This window comes from Actinomadura madurae, from assembly GCF_900115095.1.
Lineage (GTDB): Bacteria > Actinomycetota > Actinomycetes > Streptosporangiales > Streptosporangiaceae > Spirillospora > Spirillospora madurae.
In genome coordinates, this window is the sequence record NZ_FOVH01000002.1 from 307,127 (window position 1) to 325,509 (window position 18,383).

19 protein-coding genes are annotated in these 18,383 nt (G+C 72.1%); 9 read left to right on the forward strand and 10 right to left on the reverse strand.

Annotation, left to right across the window (positions count from 1 at the left end):
- The first annotated feature begins 126 nt into the window (after positions 1-126).
- Positions 127-1,932: an AMP-binding protein gene (locus BM339_RS07225; protein WP_075020303.1), complete on the forward strand. Its 1,806-nt coding sequence runs from the start codon at positions 127-129 to the stop codon at positions 1,930-1,932.
- On the opposite strand, the gene BM339_RS07230 is transcribed toward BM339_RS07225, so the two are convergent.
- From BM339_RS07230 to BM339_RS07255, 6 genes are all read right to left on the reverse strand, one after another.
- On the reverse strand, positions 1,929-3,110 hold the full coding sequence (locus tag BM339_RS07230; RefSeq protein WP_235206594.1) for a sensor histidine kinase: 1,182 nt from the start codon (positions 3,108-3,110) through the stop codon (positions 1,929-1,931). The two genes, BM339_RS07225 and BM339_RS07230, sit on opposite strands and share 4 nt — an antisense overlap.
- On the reverse strand, positions 3,107-3,769 hold the full coding sequence (locus tag BM339_RS07235; RefSeq protein ID WP_024936711.1) for a response regulator transcription factor: 663 nt from the start codon (positions 3,767-3,769) through the stop codon (positions 3,107-3,109). Before BM339_RS07235 ends, BM339_RS07230 begins: the two co-directional genes overlap by 4 nt.
- A 25-nt stretch (positions 3,770-3,794) precedes the next feature.
- Positions 3,795-4,412, reverse strand: a complete 618-nt coding sequence (locus BM339_RS07240; RefSeq protein WP_075020304.1) for a TMEM175 family protein — start codon at positions 4,410-4,412, stop codon at positions 3,795-3,797.
- Positions 4,413-4,426: 14 nt separating this feature from the next.
- Positions 4,427-5,233, reverse strand: coding sequence for a hypothetical protein (locus BM339_RS07245; protein ID WP_075020305.1), 807 nt, complete (start codon positions 5,231-5,233; stop codon positions 4,427-4,429).
- 86 nt (positions 5,234-5,319) lie between these two features.
- The gene (locus BM339_RS07250; RefSeq protein ID WP_075020306.1) at positions 5,320-6,219 is read right to left on the reverse strand and encodes an NHL repeat-containing protein; all 900 of its coding nucleotides are present in this window, start codon (positions 6,217-6,219) and stop codon (positions 5,320-5,322) included.
- A 126-nt stretch (positions 6,220-6,345) separates the two neighbouring features.
- A complete protein-coding gene (locus tag BM339_RS07255) occupies positions 6,346-6,546 on the reverse strand; it encodes a hypothetical protein (RefSeq protein WP_075020307.1) in 201 nt (66 codons plus the stop codon).
- Between the two features lie 322 nt (positions 6,547-6,868).
- Here BM339_RS07255 and BM339_RS07260 point away from each other — a divergent pair, with 322 nt between their 5' ends.
- From BM339_RS07260 to BM339_RS07290, 7 genes are all read left to right on the forward strand, one after another.
- Positions 6,869-8,854, forward strand: a complete 1,986-nt coding sequence (locus BM339_RS07260) for a cation:proton antiporter (protein WP_075020308.1) — start codon at positions 6,869-6,871, stop codon at positions 8,852-8,854.
- Positions 8,854-9,687 (forward strand): serine/threonine-protein kinase, encoded by an 834-nt coding sequence (locus BM339_RS07265; RefSeq protein ID WP_083597491.1) that lies wholly within the window; start codon positions 8,854-8,856, stop codon positions 9,685-9,687. Before BM339_RS07260 ends, BM339_RS07265 begins: the two co-directional genes overlap by 1 nt.
- 232 nt (positions 9,688-9,919) lie before the next feature.
- Positions 9,920-10,429 carry a hypothetical protein gene (locus BM339_RS48485; protein WP_075020309.1) on the forward strand — a complete coding sequence of 170 codons (510 nt, stop codon included), beginning with the start codon at positions 9,920-9,922 and terminating at the stop codon, positions 10,427-10,429.
- Positions 10,426-11,466, forward strand: a complete 1,041-nt coding sequence (locus BM339_RS07275) for a peptidoglycan-binding protein (protein WP_083597384.1) — start codon at positions 10,426-10,428, stop codon at positions 11,464-11,466. Before BM339_RS48485 ends, BM339_RS07275 begins: the two co-directional genes overlap by 4 nt.
- Complete coding sequence (locus BM339_RS07280; protein ID WP_075020311.1) at positions 11,463-12,158, forward strand: ABC transporter ATP-binding protein; 696 nt, start codon at positions 11,463-11,465, stop codon at positions 12,156-12,158. The genes BM339_RS07275 and BM339_RS07280 overlap by 4 nt, the downstream gene beginning before the upstream one ends.
- Positions 12,155-13,339: an ABC transporter permease gene (locus tag BM339_RS07285; RefSeq protein ID WP_075020312.1), complete on the forward strand. Its 1,185-nt coding sequence runs from the start codon at positions 12,155-12,157 to the stop codon at positions 13,337-13,339. Before BM339_RS07280 ends, BM339_RS07285 begins: the two co-directional genes overlap by 4 nt.
- A gap of 79 nt (positions 13,340-13,418) precedes the next feature.
- Positions 13,419-13,781: a hypothetical protein gene (locus BM339_RS07290; RefSeq protein ID WP_021597515.1), complete on the forward strand. Its 363-nt coding sequence runs from the start codon at positions 13,419-13,421 to the stop codon at positions 13,779-13,781.
- Between the two features lie 10 nt (positions 13,782-13,791).
- Here BM339_RS07290 and efeU read toward each other — a convergent pair whose 3' ends face one another.
- From efeU to BM339_RS48490, 4 genes are all read right to left on the reverse strand, one after another.
- Positions 13,792-14,649, reverse strand: a complete 858-nt coding sequence (efeU, locus tag BM339_RS07295; protein WP_021597514.1) for an iron uptake transporter permease EfeU — start codon at positions 14,647-14,649, stop codon at positions 13,792-13,794.
- Between the two features lie 120 nt (positions 14,650-14,769).
- On the reverse strand, positions 14,770-16,008 hold the full coding sequence (locus BM339_RS07300) for a ribonuclease D (protein ID WP_033334242.1): 1,239 nt from the start codon (positions 16,006-16,008) through the stop codon (positions 14,770-14,772).
- Positions 16,009-16,192: 184 nt separating this feature from the next.
- Positions 16,193-16,759, reverse strand: coding sequence for a DUF3000 domain-containing protein (locus tag BM339_RS07305; RefSeq protein ID WP_021600136.1), 567 nt, complete (start codon positions 16,757-16,759; stop codon positions 16,193-16,195).
- 154 nt (positions 16,760-16,913) lie between these two features.
- Positions 16,914-17,093 carry a hypothetical protein gene (locus BM339_RS48490; RefSeq protein ID WP_021600137.1) on the reverse strand — a complete coding sequence of 60 codons (180 nt, stop codon included), beginning with the start codon at positions 17,091-17,093 and terminating at the stop codon, positions 16,914-16,916.
- A 255-nt stretch (positions 17,094-17,348) separates the two neighbouring features.
- Between BM339_RS48490 and hemE the strand changes: the two genes are divergently transcribed.
- A complete protein-coding gene (gene hemE / locus BM339_RS07315; protein ID WP_033334241.1) occupies positions 17,349-18,371 on the forward strand; it encodes a uroporphyrinogen decarboxylase in 1,023 nt (340 codons plus the stop codon).
- The last annotated feature ends 12 nt before the right edge of the window (positions 18,372-18,383 follow it).

The window sequence follows — 18,383 nt, forward strand, 5'->3', positions numbered from 1 at the left end:
TACTCGCTGGTAACTCCACATACTACTCGTCAGTAGCCACTGACGGGAGTCCGGCGCCCGCAGGCGCCCTTGTTCGGTCCATGACTGATGGGTAACGTGGCTCGAAATCACCGGAGGAGGGGTACGGTGACGCACGCGAGGCCCGCCTACCGGCCGGGGATACGCCGGCGGATCGGGCATATCCGCGATCTCACCGCCCTCCTGCTGCGCACCGGCCTGCTGTTCGGCGGCGGCCCCCGCCGGCTGGTCCGCCAGCTGAGCACGCTGCGGCGCTGGGGCACCACGCTCGCCGGGCTGGTCGCCTCGTCCGCCGCCCGCTCCCCGTCCCGCCCCGCGCTGATCGACGACGAGGGCGTCCTCACCTTCGCCGAACTGGACGAGCGCGGCGCCCGCCTCGCCGCCGGGCTCCCCCTGCACGGCCCGCGCCCGCGGGTCGGCGTCCTGTGCCGCAACCACCGCGGCATGGCCCTGACGCTCGTCGCGTGCTCCCGGCGCGGCGCCGAGGTCGTGCTGCTCAACACCGGTTTCGGAGCGGGCCAGATCCGCGCCGTCCTCGGCGAGCTGCGTCCCGCCCTCATCGTCGCCGACGCCGAGTTCGCGCCCCTGCTGGCGAACGTCCCGATCGCGCTGCGCCGGACCGTGCTGTGGGCCGACCACCGTCCGGGCCCGCGGCCCGCGATGCCGCTCGCCGCGCCCGTCGCCACCGAGACGCTGCCGCCCGCCCCCCGGCCCCCGCTCGACCCCGGCCCGGCCGACCCAGGGCCGAGCATCGAGGAGGTCATCCGCTCGGTGCCGCCGGACGGCGCGGTCGCCGAGCCCCCGCAGATCCAGAGCCGGACGATCATGCTCAGCTCGGGCACCACCGGCCGGCCCAAGGGCGCCCGCCGCCCGCCCCGCCCCGGCCTGTGGCCGCTGGCCTCGATGACGTCCCGGATCCCGCTGCGCTCCCGCCAGACGATGATCGTCGAGGCGCCGCTGTTCCACACCTGGGGGTACGCCGCGATGCAGATGGCGTGGGCGCTGCGAGCCCCCGTCGTCCTGCACCGCCGGTTCGACCCCGAGCAGACGCTGCGGGCCGTCTCCTCCCACCGCGACGTCACCGTGTTCGCCGTGCCGGTCATGCTGCAGCGCGTCCTCGAACTGGCCCCCGAGGTCCGCGGCATGTACGACACGTCGTCGCTGCGGATCGCGGCGCTCAGCGGCGCCGCGCTGCCCGGCGACCTCGCCACCCGGTTCATGGACGCCTTCGGCGACCGGCTCTACAACGTCTACGGCTCCACCGAGGCGTCCTGGGTGTCCATCGCCACCCCGCGCGACCTGCGGCTCGACCCGCGCACCGCCGGCCGCCCGCCGCGCAACACCAAGCTGTCGATCCTGGACGACCAGGGCCGCCCGCTCGGCCGCTCCATCCGCGGCCACATCTTCGCCGCCAACGAGCTGCTGTTCGAGGGCTACACCGGCGGCGAGCCGATGGAGGTCCGCGACGGCCTGCTGTCCACCGGCGACCTCGGGCACATCGACCACCGCGGCCTGCTGTTCGTGGACGGGCGGAGCGACGGCATGGTCGTGTCCGGCGGCGAGAACATCGTCCCCCGCGACGTCGAGGACGCGCTGCTGCGGCTCCCGGAGATCCACGAGGTCGCGGTCACCGGGGTCGCCGACGACGAGTGGGGGCAGCGGCTCGCCGCCTACGTCGTCCTGCGGCCCGGCACGCGGCTGGACGCCGACGCCGTCCGCGCGTACGTGCACGCGCAGGTCGCCCGGTACGCGGTGCCGCGCGACGTGTACTTCATCCCCGAGCTGCCCCGCAACGCGACCGGCAAGGTCGTGCACCGCTGGCTGTCCGCGCGCCCCGGCCGGCCCGAGCCCGAGGGCCGCGTCCAGTGGCCGCAGCCGCCGCCCTGGCCCCTCGGCGCCGGCCGGGCCGGCTAGGCGGCGAGGGCGGGCCGCGCGGCCGCGGGCAGCCGCACGGTGATCGACAGGCCGCCGCGCGGCCGCGGGACGGTCTCGATCGTGCCGCCGTGCGCCCCGACCACCGCCCGCACGATCGACAGGCCGAGGCCCGCGCCGTCCTTGGACCCCGTCCGGTCGGCGCGCAGCCGCCGGAACGGCTCGAAGATCGACGCGACCTCGTAGGACGGGACGGGCCGTCCGGTGTTGACCACCTGCAGGAACGCCGCGCCGTCCCGGACGCCCGTGCGGACCCAGACCCGCCCGTCCCGCACGTTGTACTTCACGGCGTTCTCCAGCAGGTTCACCGCGCAGCGCTCCAGCAGCACGGGATCGCCCACCACCTCGGCCGGGCCCAGCCTCGCCTCGACGTCCACCGACGCCTCCTCCGCCCGCCCTTCGAGATGGTCGAGCGCGCTGCGGACCACGTCCGGCAGCGGGGTCCCGACCCGGGTGCCGAGCTCCCGCTCCGACCGCGCGAGCAGCAGCAGCCCCTCGATCAGCCGCTCGTGCCGGGCGGTGTTGCCGAGCAGGACGTCCGCGAGCGCCTTGGTCTCCGGCGGGCTCTTGCGGCTCGCGAGCGCCACCTCCAGCACCGTCCGGTTGATGGTCAGCGGCGTGCGCAGCTCGTGCGTGGCGTTCGCGACGAACCGGCGCTGGGCGTCGAACGCGCGGTTCAGCCGGTCCAGCATCCCGTCGAACGTGTCGGCCAGGTCCTTGATCTCGTCCTGCGGGCCCTCCAGCGCGATCCGCTCGTGCAGGTTGCTCTCCGACAGCTGCCGCGCCGTCGCGGTCACCTTGTGCAGGGGACGCAGCATCCGCCCCGCGACCACGTACCCGATCACGATGGCGAGCACCCCGAGGACCAGCATGGTCACCAGCGAGCTCTGCAGGAGCTGTTCGAGAACATCGCGCTTCTGCTGGGCGACCCGCTCGTCGGCGTCGGCCTTCAGCCTCATCAGCTCGCTGACGTCGCCCCCGAGCGCCATCTCCCGCAGCCGCGCGATCGTCGCCGCGTCCACGCTCTGGCTCGCCGGGAACCGGTCGTCCATCGTCCGGACGGTCAGCAGGTACGTCACCGCGACCAGCGCCGCCGACGTGACCAGGAACAGCCCCCCGTACACCAGGGTCAGCCGCGTCCTGACGCTCAGCCTGTTCATCGTGCCTCCAACCGGTACCCGGACCCCGTCACCGTCTCGATCACCGGCGGCTGGCCGAGCTTGCGGCGCAGCGTCGCCATCGTGACCCGGACGATGTTGCTGAACGGGTCGATGTGCTCGTCCCACGCCCGCTCCAGCAGCCGCTCGGCGCTCACCACGCCGCCCTCCGCCCGCAGCAGCTCCTCCAGCACGGCGAACTCCTTGTTCGTCAGCCGCACCTCCCGGCCGTCCCGCGCGACCCGCCGCCGGTGCGGGTCGAGCCTTATGCCCCGCCGCTCCAGGACGGGCGGCACCGGCGGCCCCGACCGGCGCGCCAGCGCCCGCACCCGCGCCACCAGCTCGCTGAACACGAACGGCTTCGGCAGATAGTCGTCGGCGCCGAGCGACAGCCCGTCCACCCGGTCGTCGACGTCCCCGGCCGCGGTCAGCATCAGGATCCGCGCACCGCCGCGCCGCCCCACCAGCTCCCGGCACACGTCGTCGCCGTGGACGGTCGGCAGGTCCCGGTCCAAAACCACCACGTCGTACTCGTTGTACGACGCCCGCTCCAGCGCATCGTCGCCGTCGTACACCACGTCCACGGCCATGGCCTCCTCGCGGAGCCCCTCGGCGATCGTGTCCGCGAGCACCCGCTCGTCCTCGACGATCAGTACACGCATGCCGCCGAGCATGCACCCCCAGGGGTTAAACCCCGATAAGCCGCCAGATCCTGTTCAGGAAGCGGTCCAGTGCCAGCAGCAGGAGCGCGTAGTAGGAGAAACTTGGCACGGTCCACGCCAGGGCGAACGCCACGGCGACGACGAGCGTCGCGGAGAGCCCCGAACGGACCGCCTCGATCGTCGGCGGATCGGTCTCCGACGCCACCTCGGGATCGCGATAGGGGATCACCGTGAGCGCCGTCTGGCACACCGTGGCGGCGAGGATGGTGCCGAGGTACAGCACGGCCGTGAAGCGGTCGTCCGAGGAGTAGGCGCCGACCATCTCCGTCGGGAACGGGAGGATCACGACGGAGAGCAGCCAGGCCGCGTTCCACCCCATCAGCGGCTTGGAGTAGGCGGAGATGCGCTCGAAGATCCGGTGGTGGTCGAACCAGAGCCGGAGGATCACGACGAAGCTGAGCAGGAAGCCGTACACCTGCGCGTCGTGCTCGGTGATCACCTCGCTCGACGGGCGGCGCGCCTCCGCCGTCTGGGTCACCACGTCGACGAGCGGCAGCACGAGCACCGTCACGGCGATGGCCACGACGGCGTCGGTGAACAGGACCAGCCGATCCGGGTCCCGGGAGATCACTCGCGACGTCATCGATCGTGATCGTACTAGCGCCACCAGCAGGTATACGTGACCGCCGCGGTGCCTCCGGGGGAGAACGAGACCGTCCCGCTCCCGCGTCCGCCGATGTAGCACAGCACCGTCGGGCGGACGGTCACCGCCACCGACGCCGAACGCCCCGACTCGAGCGTCCCGCCGCCGCCCGCGCTGATGCGCCCGGCCCGGTCCCGCACCGACGACACCGACCACCTCACCCGCCCGCCGACGGCGGTGAGCCGGACGACGCACCGCGCCGGCAGCCCGGCCGCGCGCACGCCGCGGCAGGCCGCGTCGTCCACCGACAGGCGCCCAGGCGTTTTGCGCTTCTTCGTCGGATTGACGGCCTTCTTCGGCTTCTTCTTCTGCTCCTTCTCCGCCGCGGGCTTCGTCGGAGCGGCAGTGGGGGAGGCGGGCGTCGTCATCGCGGCCGGCGGCGCCGCCGAGGGCCGGGGCGCCCGCTGCGTCGACTCGAACAGGACGAGCAGGCTCCCGGTCAGCGCGACGGACGCCGCCGCACCGCCGATCACTACCAGCCACCCGCGCCGCGGTTCGGCGCGGCACCGGTCGCGGACCAGCTCGTACAGCCGGTCGCGGAACGTCCCGGCATCGGGCACGCCGGCGTCCGGGAGGGCGAGAAGCGCCTCCCGGACGGCCTCGACGGCCCGCGCGCGGTCACCGAGCAAGTCCTCCGCATACTCGACGAGCTCGGGCCCGTACACGTTGTAGACCTGGCCGACCGCCCCGGGACGCTGTTTCCGGAGCGCTTCGACCAGCCGGAAGTCCTCGTTCAGCGGCGGCGTGCTTGGGCTGGGCACGACGGGAGTATGACCGCTCGTGCACGGTGTGTAATCCGCAACGACCCCACACTTCGCGAGGCCGTTTTGTCACCCGGCCACGAAGACTAGGGCCGGATCGCGATGACGTCGTACGGCGTCTCCGGAGTGGGCGGCGTGCTGAACCGCGCGTTCGGAAGGTAGAGCCGCGAACCGGAACGCGCGATCGTCGTCGGGATGTCGAAACGGGGATCGGCAATGCGCTTGACGACCCGTCCTTCCGTGGCGCGCCTGTTCAGCCGCACCACTGCCACGCTGTTCAGCCGGTTCTGCACGGCATAGAGGGTGCTTCCCTCCAGCAGCAGCCCGTCGCCGTTCACCAGCGACTCCCCGTGCAGATCGACCTCCTTGGCGACACCGGTACGGGAATCGACCCGGAACAGCTTTCCGGTGTTGGACTGGACGATCAGCAGCGTCCGCCCGTCCCGGCCGGCGACGATCCCGTTGGCGTTGATGCCCTCGCCGTAGACGATGTCCCCGCTCAGCGGCAGTGTCTTCACCCCGCCTCGCCCTCTCGCAGGAATCCGGTAGAGAACGGGATTGGTCGAATCGGTGAACCACGCACCATCACGGCTGAGGGCGACATCATTGACGAAGGACGGCTGGGTCGTGAGCGTGTACGACTTCAGCACCGCCCCGCTCCGCGTATCGACGACGCGCGCGTCCCCACCTGACCCGCCCGCGACGAACAGCCTGCTCCCGAGGGTCTTCATGCCGAGCGACGGGGTGCCCGGCCCGGCGCTGATGACCTTGCCCTTTCCGGTGCGCAGGTCGGCGCGGTAAATCGCTCCCGTGGCCCGCGACCCGAAGAACGCCACGGGCCCGGGCCCGGTCGCGATCCCCTCGGGCTGGAACCCGGCCGGAAGCGCGATCCGATCGGGCGCCCGCCTGGGCGCGGCGTCCGCCGACGCCCCCACGGGCGCGAGCAGTCCAACGGTCAGCGCGGTGATGAGAATCCGAGACCACATGCCCCTCAACCTCTCCCGCCGGTCGCCCTCGTGCCAGACCCAGCTGTCAACGCGGGCGAACCGGGATCAGGCCGACACCAGTCGGCAAACGCTTTCCGGATGGAACGTCGCTGGGGCCCTTCTGGTTCAAGTTTGGACGAGTTGCTCCACGTTGGTAATGATCTGCTGCGCCTTGCGGCGGTCGATGCCGCACTTCTCGGCGAGGTGGCGCCGAGAGACCGGACGGCGGCTGCACACCAGGGCGAGCGCCGTAGTGATCCCAAACGAGGTGGTCGGCCACGGCCATTGGAATCCAAGCCGGCCCATCCGCGCGGTGAGATAGGCCACGTTTCGCAGGCGGGCGGAAGCTGCTATGGCGGCCAGAAACCAGAACCGCGCTCGGCCGGATAGATGTGGATTCGATGGCGCCTGTTACTTGACGAAGCACGGTCGCCGCGAACGATACGTACTGGCACGCGGGAGCGACCGCTCCGCGTCGGTGGACAGTCGGACTGCCCAGAAAGCGCGTACGACAGAACCGGCAGATATCGCTGGCCGGGCTGATCCACATTGACAACGCGTCGAAGGTCAGAAGGCATTCAGCAGCACTGATAGCAGAGTTATCTCTCGATCATGCGCCGAGAGTCACACCTTCTGGAGGTTGGCCTCATTGCTCCGCGTCGACGTTCTCTTGCTTGATCTCGTCATCGTGCTGGCACTGGCCCGGCTGTTGGGAGCCGGAGCGCGGCTGATCGGCCAGCCGCCCGTCATCGGCGAAATCCTCGCCGGGATCCTTCTCGGGCCCACCGTATTCGGCCATCTGATCGGTGACGGCTTGTTCCCCACCGACGTCCGCCCGGCACTGGAGGCGCTCGCCGACGTGGGCCTGGTGCTCTTCATGCTCGTGGTCGGAATGGAACTCGACCAGAAACTGGTACGTGGCCAGGGGCGCGCCGCGGCGAGCGTGGCGCTCGGCTCGATGACGCTACCGCTCGGCCTGGGATGCCTGCTGGCGCTGGGGCTGGCCGACGACCACGCACGGGGGGAGACCCTCTCCTTCGTGCTCTTCTTCGGCACCGCCATATCGGCGACCGCCTTTCCCGTGCTGGCCAGGATCATCACCGACCGTGGCATGCAACGTACCCGGCTCGGTGCCCTGGCGCTGGCCTCGGCGGCGATCGCCGACGTCATGATTTGGACCGCGCTGACCATCATCATCGGCGCCAGCGGCTCCAGCGCCTGGCAGTCCGTGATGGTGGTTCCATTCGGCATTTTCATGTTCGTGGTCGTCCGGCCGCAGCTACGGCGGCTGATTCCCGTCTACGAACGTGCCGGACGCCTCACTCCCGGCATACTGACCCTGGTTCTTCTCGGGCTGTTCTGCTCCGCCTTGGCCACCGAATCAATGCATGTACATTTCATTTTCGGAGCGTTCTTGTTCGGCGCCGTGATGCCGCGCGAAGGCGCCGAACGACTCAACCAGGAGATTCTTGCGCGGCTCGAACAAATCACCGTGCTCATGCTGCTGCCGATGTTCTTCGTCGTCTCGGGGCTGGCGGTGGATCTGTCCGCGCTGGAGGTCTCGAGCGCCGGCACGCTGGCGGCCATCCTCACCGTCGCGGTCCTCGGCAAGCTCGGCGGTGCTTACGCCGGGGCACGGCTGCGGCGGGTGCCCCAACGTCAGTCCGCGGCGCTGGCCACGCTTATGAACACTCATGGGCTCACCGAGATCGTGATCCTCAGCGTGGGATTGGAGAAGGGAATACTCGACAAGGAGTTGTACTCCTTGATGGTGGTGGTGGCCCTGCTCACCACCGCCATGACCGGCCCGCTACTGCGCCGTGTCTATCCGGATCGCGCGGTCGCCCGTGACCGGGCCGAGGCCGAAGGAGCCGCCCTCGGCGAGCACACCGCCTACCGGGTGCTGGCGGTGGTGGAGGACCCCGCGAACGGCGCCGCGCTGGCGAAACTGGCCCGTGACGTGGCCCTGAGCGCGGCCCGCGTCCCCGCCTCCGGGCGGTCCGAGGTGATCTTGGCCCACATACGGGACTATCCGACCGAACGTCTGGAATCGAGCTTCGGTCTACAGGGTGAGCTGGCGGACATCATCGCGGCGCTCAGCGAGATGGAGTCGCTGGCCGCCGAGATCCGCGGCGACGACCTGCCGGTCCGGGTGGTCAGCCGGTTCTCCGGCGACATGGCCGCCGAACTGCCGCTGCTGGCCGCCAAGGCTGAGGCCGACGTGGTGGTGGTCTCGCCCACCCAGCCCGGATACTCGATCTTCAAGGAGAAGATGCCCGCCCTCCTGATCACCACGATGCGGCCGGACATCGCCACCAGCGTGGCGGGCGAGATCGCGGTCCTGTACGAGCGGGGCGGCGAGGTCGCCGTCGAGATGGCCCTTCGGCTGGCGGCGGGCCGGGCACTGACGGTGGTCGGCGGCCGGCGCGCCAGTGCGCTGGCCGACCGACTGGCCAGACTCGGGATCGGCGTCCATACCAGTGCGGCGCGTCCCGACGGTACGCCGCTGGTGGCCATGGACGGACCGGACACCGCCGACGCCCACCTGCTGGTGCATCCCGGGCCTCGCACCGAGCCGATCGAATGGTCGTCTCTCGTGACGGCGTCCGCCGGGTCCGAAAGTGGGGGGCGGTGATGCGGGGAATCGCCGCGTACGACTTCGTCCGGCCGCTGGGGAAGGGCTCACACGGAGAGTTCTTCATGGCCCGGCGACCCACATGGCTTCCGGTAGACGCCCGGTACGTGACCGTCAAGGTGGTCGGCGCCGGTGAGGATGCCTACCGCCAAGCCACCGGCGAGCTAAACGCCTTCGCCACCGTGCGATCCCGCTACCTGGTCACGCTCTACGACGCAGGCCACGAATCCGGAAACTTCTACTACTCCATGGAGTTCCTGCCCGCAGCTCGATCGCTTCGGGCGCCCCAAGGACTCCAGCGGCGACGTCGGCTTCTCATGGCCCTGGCCCACGCCGCCCGAGCCGTGCAGGACCTGCACGATGCCGGGCTGGTGCATTGCGACATCAAGCCCGAGAACATCCTGCTCACCGGCGAGGGCGGGAAACTGGCGGATCTCGGACTGGTGCGACCCCTGTCTCCCAGAACCGAGCTGACCAGAATGGGCACGCTGCCCTCAATGGAGTTCGTCGACCCGTCCGTGCTGGGCGGAGAGGAACCCTCACCCGCCGCCGACGTCTGGTCGCTGGGCGCCACGGCGCACTGGCTGCTGTCAGGCAAAGGGCTGTACAGCAGGCTGCCGATCCACGATCCGCTACTCGCTCTGCGTATGGTGCTCAGCTCTCAACCCCTCCTCGCGGAAGGCATCGATCCGGAAATCGCCGGGCTGCTCCGTACCTGCTTCGATGAGCCGGACAAGCGATCGAGCGCCGCCGAGATGGCCGCCCGTCTCGAAGCGCTCGCGCATGCTTCGTCAGGTGAGAATTCGGCGGCCGGAAATCAGAAAAGATCCTGAGCAGGCCCGCAAACCGGTCATCCAACACGACGGCGACGTAATGGGCACGGCGACGATCCACTCAACCCCACCGAAGGCATAACGATTCGGCAGCGCCGCGCCCTCGCCGTAAGAGCGCACGACCTCGGACCTGCCCCGATGGCACAGCAGAACGTGCGGCTAATGCGGGTTTAACCCTCTTGGGGGTCTTATGGCTTTTCGCTGGGGCAGGGGCTCTGGCGGAGAGGATGAGATGGGGATTCGGGTGTGGGCCGCCGGGCTGGTGGTGCCGCTGGTGTTGGGGCTTGCGGCGTGTGGTGGTGACGACGCGGGCGGGGTCGCGAGTGTCGGGGGGACGGCGGGCAAGGCGTCTGCTTCGGCTTCGCCCAGCGGGTCGCTCGCGCCGGAGGACGCGGAGCTGAAGTTCGCGCAGTGCATGCGGGAGAACGGGGTCGACGTGCCCGATCCCGGCGGCGACGAGCCGATGCGGCTGGGGAAGGGCGGCGACCGGAAGAAGCTGGAGGCGGCGCTGGACAAGTGCCGGCAGTGGCTGCAGGCGGGCGGGAAGATGCCCGACCTCAAGGATCCGAAGGTGCGCGACCAGTACGTCAAGTTCGCGCAGTGCATGCGCGAGAACGGGGTGGACGTCCCGGACCCCGGGCCGGACGGGCAGATCAAGCTCCCCACGGGGAAGGTCGACCGGAGCAAGATCGACAAGGCGCGGGAGGCGTGCGGGGAGCTCCTGCCGGGGGCCGGGAGGTGAGGCGGGTCGTGGTCGCGGGCGGTGTCGCCGTCGTGGTCGTGGGCGGGGGTGGTGCCCTGGCCTGGACGCTGGACGGGGGTGAGGCGGCGGCCGGGCACGCGCCCCCGCTGGCCACCGCCGCGGTGAGTCGGGGTGATCTCGTTGATACCGAGAAGGTCGACGGGACGCTCACTTATGGCGACTCCCGTGAGGTGTGGGCGGGTGGGTCCGGGGTCGTGACGTGGGCGCCGGAGCCGGGGCGGACGGTCAAGCGGGGCGGGACGCTGCTCAAGGTGGCGGGGCGGCCGGTCACGTTGATGTACGGCGGTAGCCCCATGTACCGCGTGCTCGGGAACGGAGACTCGGGGCGCGACGTCCGGCAGCTCGAAGAGAACCTGAAGGCGCTCGGCTACGGCGGCATGACCGTGGACGACGAGTTCACCGGGGCGACCGAGACGGCGGTCAGGGAGTGGCAGGACGACCGGGGCCTCGATGAGACGGGACGGGTCGACGGGAGCCAGGTGGCTTTCCTGGGTGGAGCCGTGCGGGTTCGGGAGGTCAAGGCGCCGGAGGGGAAGCGGATCGCCCAAGGGCAGCCAGTCTTGACGGTCGCCGGGACGAAGCGGGTCGTCCACGTCGATCTCGACGCCGACAAGCAGGACCTCGCGAAGAAGGGCGCGGCGGTGTCGGTGGAGCTGCCCGGCGGCAAGACCGTCAAGGGGAAGATCACCGACGTGGGCGGCGTCGCCGAGTCCACCGGGTCGGGCCAGGAGAAGAAGACCACGGTCGATGTCGACATCTCGATCGGCGGCGGGACGGGGCGCCTGGACGAGGCGCCCGTCACCGTGGAGCTGGAGAGCGAGCGGAGGAAGGAGGTCCTGTCGGTGCCGGTGGAGGCGCTGCTGGCGCTGCGCGAGGGCGGGTTCGGGGTCGAGGTCGTCGACGCCGCCGGGCGGCGCCTGGTGCCCGTGGAGGCCGGGGCGTTCGGCGGGGGGCGCGTCGAGATCAGCGGGGCCGGCATCCGCGAGGGCGTGAAGGTCGGGGTGCCGGCCGGATGAGCGCGCACGGAATCGTCGAGCTGGCCGGGGTGACCAAGGAGTACGCGGGAGGTGTCGCGGCGTTGCGGGGCGTCGACCTGGTGATCGCGCCGGGGGAGCTGGCCGCGATCGTCGGGCCGTCCGGGTCCGGCAAGTCGACGATGCTGCACATGATCGGGACGCTGGACCGGCCCTCCGGGGGCGTGGTGCGGGTCGCCGGGCACGAGGTCGCCGGCCTCGGCGACCGGGAGCTGTCGGCGCTGCGGGCACGGCACATCGGGTTCGTGTTCCAGCAGTTCCACCTGGCCGCCGGGGTCAGCGCGCTCGACAACGTCGCCGACGGCCTGCTCTACAGCGGGGTTCCGCTGAAGGAGCGCAGGGAGCGGGCGCGGGCGGCCCTGGAGCGCGTCGGGCTGGGGGAGCGGACCGCGCACCGGCCGCACCAGCTGTCGGGCGGCGAGCAGCAGCGGGTCGCGGTCGCGCGGGCCGTCGTGGGGGAGCCGGACCTGCTCCTCGCGGACGAGCCGACCGGCAACCTCGACACCGCCGCGGGCGCCGAGGTGCTGGCGCTGCTGGACGAGCTGAACCGCGCCGGCACCACCGTCGCGATCATCACCCACGACCTGGAGGTCGCCTCCCGCGCGCCGCGCCGGATCAGGCTTCGGGACGGCCTCGTCGTCGCCGACGAGCGAGCGGGGGTGGGCAGCCGATGAGGGCCGGGCTCGCACCGGCGCGGCTCGGTGCCGGCGACATCGTGCGCGTCGGGCTCGGCGGGCTCCGGGCCCGGCCGGCGCGGGTGGTGCTGTCGGCGCTCGGCATCGCGATCGGGATCGCCACGATGGTCGCCGTCATCGGGATCTCGTCGTCCAGCAAGGAGGACCTGCTGCGCAGGCTGGACCGGCTCGGCACGAACCTGCTGACGGCCAAGCCGGGCGACACGCTGTTCGGCGAGACGGCGGAGCTGCCCGAGACGGCGCCGGAGATGGTGCGCCGCATCGGGCCGGTCACCGCGGTCGGCGCTACCGGCGCGACCGTCCGCCGCACCGACCGGATTCCGGACGAGGTCACGCAGGGCATCTCCGTGCAGGCCGCCACCACCGACCTGCTCGGCACGCTCGGTGTGGAGACCGCGAGCGGCCGCGGCATCGACGCGGGCACGGGACGCTATCCCGGCGTCGTCCTCGGCTCGGAGGCGGCGCGGCGGCTCGGGCTGGACCGGGCGGGCGGCCAGGTGTGGATCGGCGGCCGGTGGTTCGTCGTCCTCGGCGTCCTGCGTCCCGCCGAGCTGGCTCCGGAGATCGACCGCTCCGCCCTCGTCGGGTGGGACGCGGCGGAGCGCTACCTCGGCTTCGGCGGGCACCCGACGACGATCTACGAGCGGTCCACGGACGCGTCGGTCAACGACGTCCGGGACGTCCTCGCCCGGACGGTCAACCCCGAGCATCCCGAGGAGGTCGAGGTCAGCCGCCCCTCGGACGCGCTGGAGGCCAAGGCCGCCGCGGCCGGGGCGTTCACCGGGCTGCTGCTCGGGCTCGGCGCCGTCGCGCTGCTGGTCGGCGGGGTCGGGGTCGCCAACACCATGGTGATCTCGGTGCTGGAGCGGCGCCGCGAGATCGGGCTGCGCCGGTCCCTCGGCGCGACCCGCGGCCAGGTGCGGGTGCAGTTCCTCGCCGAGTCGCTGCTGCTGTCGGCGTTCGGCGGCGCGGCCGGGGTCGTCCTGGGGGCGGCGGTGACCACCGGGTTCGCGCTGTGGAAGGGCTGGCCGCCGGTCGTGCCCGCATGGGCGCTCGGCGGCGCCCTCGCCGCGACCCTGGCGATCGGGACGGTCGCGGGCCTGTATCCGGCGATGCGCGCGGCGCGGCTCCCGCCGACCGCGGCGCTGGCGGCGGCCTGAGTCTGGTCACGCTCCGGCGTCCCGGGGCATGATTGTCACACCGACGACGATCGCCCCCCGGGGAGGTGCCCGATCCGCCATGCCGGTGCCACGTCCGCTCCGTGAGCGCTGCCGGGAGTTCCTCGGGATCGACGGGGAGATCCGCTACATCTTCCCCGCGATGGCCTACGGCGGAGGGGCGGGCTTCATCTTCGTCGTCACCGACGAGCAGGTCGCGGTGATCTCCACCGGCTCGCTGAGCCGCAGCACCCCGAAGACCATCTGGGGCAGCTACCCGCGCGGCACCCGCATCGGGCCGGTGGAGACCGGGGCCGGCGCGTCGTTCGAGTTCGCCGGCGCCGTGTTCGAGGTGGACGACGAGTACGTCCCGGTCGTCAACGCGGCGGACACCGAGATCTTCGCCCGCGACAGCCTTCCCCGCGACCCCCTGCCCGACCTGTGACTCCGGAGGGTCACGTCGCGGCGGGCTCGGCGGTCGTGGCGGCGGGCCTGGACGCCGACGGGCCGCGCAGGAACAAGAACATCACCGGCACCAGGTAGGCCGCCCACATGACCAGCTGGAGCCACGTGATCTGCGGGGTGACGTTCAGGACGCCCTGGAAGACCGTCTGCATCCAGTCGCCGGCGTCGCCGAACTCGGCGAAGAACAGGTGCGGCTCCAGCGCGACGGCGTGCAAGCCCGGGAACACCTCGGCCTCCTGCAGGTCGTGGAAGCCGTACCCGAACACGCCCGCGGCGACGACGATGAGCGCGGCGCCCGTCCAGGTGAAGAACCGCCTGAGATTGATCTTGAGGCCGCCCCGGTAGAGCAGGTAGCCGAGCACGACGGCGACGGCGAGGCCGAGGAGCGCGCCGGTGATCGGCTGGGCGGACCCGCCGGACGAGTTGGAGATGTTCGTCCACAGGAACAGCGCGGTCTCCAGGCCCTCGCGCCCGACGGCGAGGAACGCGACGGCGGTGAGGGCGAGCGGCCCGACGTTCAGCGCGCCCTCCAGCCTGCCCTCCAGTTCCGCCTTCATGAACCGGGCGGTGCGCCGCATCCAGAAGACCATCCAGGTCACCAGGCCCACGGCGATGATCGACAGGATGCCGCCGAACAGCTCCTGCGTCTTGAACTGCATCTCCGACGACGCGGCGCTCAGCGCGATGCCGAACGCGAACGAGAGGGCGACGGCGATCGCGATGCCCGTCCAGACGGGGACGAGGGCCCGGCGGTTGCCGGTCTTCACCAGATACGCGATCAGGATGCTCACGACCAGGGCGGCCTCGAGCCCTTCGCGCAGGCCGATGAGGAAGTTGCCCAGTAGCATCGCCGCACTCCTCGAAGGTCACAGACGTTTAGGCAAACCTAACCTAACCCCGTCCGAACTCCGCGCCCACCCCTCGCGAACCGGCCACTCGACCGCCATCACGGCCGGGCGCTCCAGAAATCAGAGTTCGCCCTTGGTCTCGAGGCGGAGGAAGGCCTTGGCCAGGGGCTGGGCGGTGAGCCCGACCTGCCAGCCGCGGGCGCCGAGCTCGCGCAGCGCGGCACCGATCGCGGACGCCGACGACTCGGCGGGCGGCGTCCACGCCAGCCGGCGGACGTAGTCGGGCTGCACCAGGTTCTCCGACGGCATCGAATGCTCGTCGGCGAGCGCGGCGACGACGGCGCGGGCGGCGGTGAGCCGCTTGGCGGCCTCCGGGTCGCGGTCGGCCCAGCGGTGCGCGGGCGGCGGACCGTCGCCGGGCAGGTTGGACTCGGGCAGCGCCCGGTCGGAGAGGTCGCGGGCGCGGGCGACGGCGCGCAGCCAGGCCGACTGGTGCCGGCGGGCGCCGCGGCCCCGCATCGTCGGCAGGGACTGCAGCTCGGCGGGGGTCTTCGGGGCCTTCTGCGCCAGCTCGATGATCGCGGCGTCCTGCAGCACCCGGCCGGGGGACAGGTCCCGCTCGCGGGCGATCTTGTCGCGCGCCTCCCACACCTCCCGGACGGTGGCGAGCGCCCGCCGGTTGCGCACCCGGTGGATGCCCGACGTGCGGCGCCACGGGTCGGGACGCGGCGGCTTCGGCGGCGTGGTCAGGATCGCGGCGAACTCCTCCAGCGCCCACTCCAGCTTGCCCGCGGCCTCCAGCTCCTCCCGCAGCGCGTCGCGCAGCTCGACCAGCAGCTCGACGTCGAGCGCGGCGTAGCGCAGCCAGTCCTCCGGGAGCGGGCGCGTCGACCAGTCGGCCGCGGAGTGCCCCTTCTCCAGCAGGTAGCCCAGCACGTTCTCGACCATCGAGCCGAGCCCGACCCGCGGGTAGCCGAGCAGCCGCCCGGCCAGCTCGGTGTCGAACAGCCGCCGCGGCACGAGACCGACCTCGGCCAGGCAGGGAAGGTCCTGGTTGGCGGCGTGCAGCACCATCTCGGCGTCGGCGAGCGCCGCGTCCAGCCCGGACAGGTCGGGCAGCGCGATCGGGTCGATCAGCACGCTGCCGGCGCCCGCGCGGCGCAGCTGGATCAGGTAGGCGCGCTGCCCGTACCGGTAGCCGGACGCCCGCTCGGCGTCGACCGCGACCGGGCCGGTGCCCGCGGCGAACGCCGCGATGACACGTTCCAGATCGGCCGCCGACGTGAGCACCGGGGGGACGCCCTCGCGCGGCTCCAGCAACGGGACGGCGGGGGGACCGGTGCCGGCCTCCGCGCCCACCGGGCCCGGTTCCGTCCGGGCCGGGCCTGGAACGCTCCCGGCTTCCGCCGCCTCCGCCGTCTTCTCCGCACCGGCGCCCGTCTCGGGGCCGGTCGCGCGCGTATCGGACACTCCCACTGCTTCCGTGTTCTCCCCCGCCGCCTCGGTCTCGGACGCTGTGCTCACGCCCCCTACCGTACGTCGCTCAGCCGCCCCCGCCGCCCGGGCGGTCCGGCAGGGCCGCGACACCGGTCGGCGGCAGCCCCGCCGTGGTGCACATCACCTCGCACCAGGCCAGTACGTGACCGGTGAGATCGTCGCCGGCCGGCGACCAGGAGGCGCGCAGCTCCAGCTCCGTCGTGGACGGCTCGCCGCGCTTGTCGCCGAAGCTCTCCGACACCGCGCGGGTGACCGTGCCGGAGACGCCGGCGTAGCCGGCGGGCTCCAGCGCCTCCAGCAGCCAGTCCCACGCGACGGAGCCGATCAGCTCGTCGGCGGCGATGTCGGGCTCCAGGTCGGCGCGGATGTAGGCGACGACGCGGAACCCGTTCGTCCAGCCGGACCGGCCCTCCGGGTCGTACAGCACGATCAGCCGCCCGGTGGCGACCTCGGTGTCGTCGTCGCGGTAGACGCTGCCGGACATCGCCGCCGCGTACGGCGCGAGGCGCTGCGGGGCGGGCATGTCCTCCAGGTCGAGCTCCGGCCGGAGGGCGGGGCCGTCGAGGATCTCGCGCAGCGTGTCGGCGGCCCGCTGGAAGGCAGGTGGGTTCATGGGTGGACCGGCCTGATCGCGGGGGAGTGACGGGTTGCGTGGGACCGGCTCGGGCCGGTGGGGCCGGGACGGGGTGCCGCCGCAGGCGGCGACGGGGGGACGCGGAGGGGAGAAAGGCACGGCACAGGTGGTTTCGTCTCGGGGGCGGGGCCGGTCAGGCCACGGCCCGCACGGTGGTGGCGCGGTCCCGCGCCCGTCCGGCGCCGGCCACCCGGACGGGGGCCGGGGCGATCACCGGCGGCAGGCCGACCAGGATGGCCGTGCCGCAGTCGGCGCAGGCCCGTTCGGGGCACTCCTCGCCATGACCGTCCGGACACGGCGGCTGCTCGAACACACGTTCATCACCGCAGGTGGAGCAGTACAAGGGGGAACCTCCCTCGGCTATGACACGCATCACGTTCGCACGCGCCGGTGACAGAATGCGGGACTTCGCTCGGCGTGTCCGGAAGTTCATGCCGTCGCAGGCGTCACTCCTGTGCCTTGGCAACGTGTTTCGTGGGACCATCACCCCGTGACCGCTGACGCCACCCGCCCGAACGACGACTCCGCGAACCCGCCCGGCAGCGGCGGCCTCGCGGACAGCCCCTTCCTGCTGGCCTGCCGGCGGCGGCCCGTGCCGCACACACCGGTGTGGTTCATGCGCCAGGCGGGCCGCTCCCTGCCGGAGTACCTGCGGGTGCGCGAGGGCGTCCCGATGCTGGAGTCGTGCACCCGGCCGGACATGATCGTGGAGATCACCATGCAGCCGGTGCGCCGGTACGCGGTGGACGCGGCGATCTTCTACAGCGACATCATGGTCCCGCTCAAGGCGATCGGGGTCGACCTCGACATCAAGCCGGGCGTCGGGCCGGTCATCGCCGACCCGGTCCGCACCCCGGCCGATCTGGACGCGCTGCGCCGGCTCGACCCCGGCGACGTCCCGTACGTGACGGAGGCCGTCGAGGGTCTGGTCGGCGAGCTCGGGGACACCCCGCTGATCGGGTTCGCCGGCGGCCCGTTCACGCTCGCCTCGTACCTGATCGAGGGCGGCCCGTCCAAGAACCAAGAGCGCACCAAGGCCATGATGTACGGCGAGCCGGAGCTGTGGTCCGGCCTCCTGGGCCGCCTCGCCGACCTCACGATCGACTTCCTCAAGCTGCAGATCGCGGCCGGCGCGAGCGCGGTGCAGGTCTTCGACTCGTGGGCGGGCGCCGTCGCCGCGCAGGACTACCGCGAGTCCGTCCTGCCGCACACCCGCCGCATCTTCGCCGAGATCGAGCCGCTCGGCGTCCCGCGCATCCACTTCGGCGTCGGGACGGGCGAGCTGCTCGGCCCGATGGGCGAGGCCGGGGCGGACGTCGTCGGCGTCGACTGGCGGGTCCCGCTGGACGAGGCCGTGAGCCGCGTCGAGCCGGGCAAGGCCCTGCAGGGCAACCTCGACCCGGCGATCCTGTTCGCCCCGTGGGAGACCGTCGAGCACCGGGCCCGCGACGTGCTGGCCCGCGGCCGCACCGCCGAAGGGCACATCTTCAACCTGGGCCACGGCGTCCTGCCGTCCACGGACCCGGACGTGCTGGCCCGCCTCGCGGACCTCGTCCACGAGGCGAGCGCCGAGGCCGCGCGGCAGGACTGAGGCCGCGCGGCC

Coding starts and splice junctions, on each gene's coding strand:
- BM339_RS07280 (WP_075020311.1), top strand. CDS start 11,463: ATGAGCGCGCACGGAATCGTCGAGCTGGCCGGGGTGACCAAGGAGTAC.
- BM339_RS07235 (WP_024936711.1), bottom strand. CDS start 3,769: ATGCGTGTACTGATCGTCGAGGACGAGCGGGTGCTCGCGGACACGATC.
- BM339_RS07305 (WP_021600136.1), bottom strand. CDS start 16,759: ATGAACCCACCTGCCTTCCAGCGGGCCGCCGACACGCTGCGCGAGATC.
- BM339_RS07285 (WP_075020312.1), top strand. CDS start 12,155: ATGAGGGCCGGGCTCGCACCGGCGCGGCTCGGTGCCGGCGACATCGTG.
- BM339_RS07250 (WP_075020306.1), bottom strand. CDS start 6,219: ATGTGGTCTCGGATTCTCATCACCGCGCTGACCGTTGGACTGCTCGCG.
- efeU (WP_021597514.1), bottom strand. CDS start 14,649: ATGCTACTGGGCAACTTCCTCATCGGCCTGCGCGAAGGGCTCGAGGCC.
- BM339_RS07230 (WP_235206594.1), bottom strand. CDS start 3,110: ATGAACAGGCTGAGCGTCAGGACGCGGCTGACCCTGGTGTACGGGGGG.
- BM339_RS07265 (WP_083597491.1), top strand. CDS start 8,854: ATGCGGGGAATCGCCGCGTACGACTTCGTCCGGCCGCTGGGGAAGGGC.
- BM339_RS07240 (WP_075020304.1), bottom strand. CDS start 4,412: ATGACGTCGCGAGTGATCTCCCGGGACCCGGATCGGCTGGTCCTGTTC.
- BM339_RS48485 (WP_075020309.1), top strand. CDS start 9,920: ATGGGGATTCGGGTGTGGGCCGCCGGGCTGGTGGTGCCGCTGGTGTTG.
- BM339_RS07290 (WP_021597515.1), top strand. CDS start 13,419: ATGCCGGTGCCACGTCCGCTCCGTGAGCGCTGCCGGGAGTTCCTCGGG.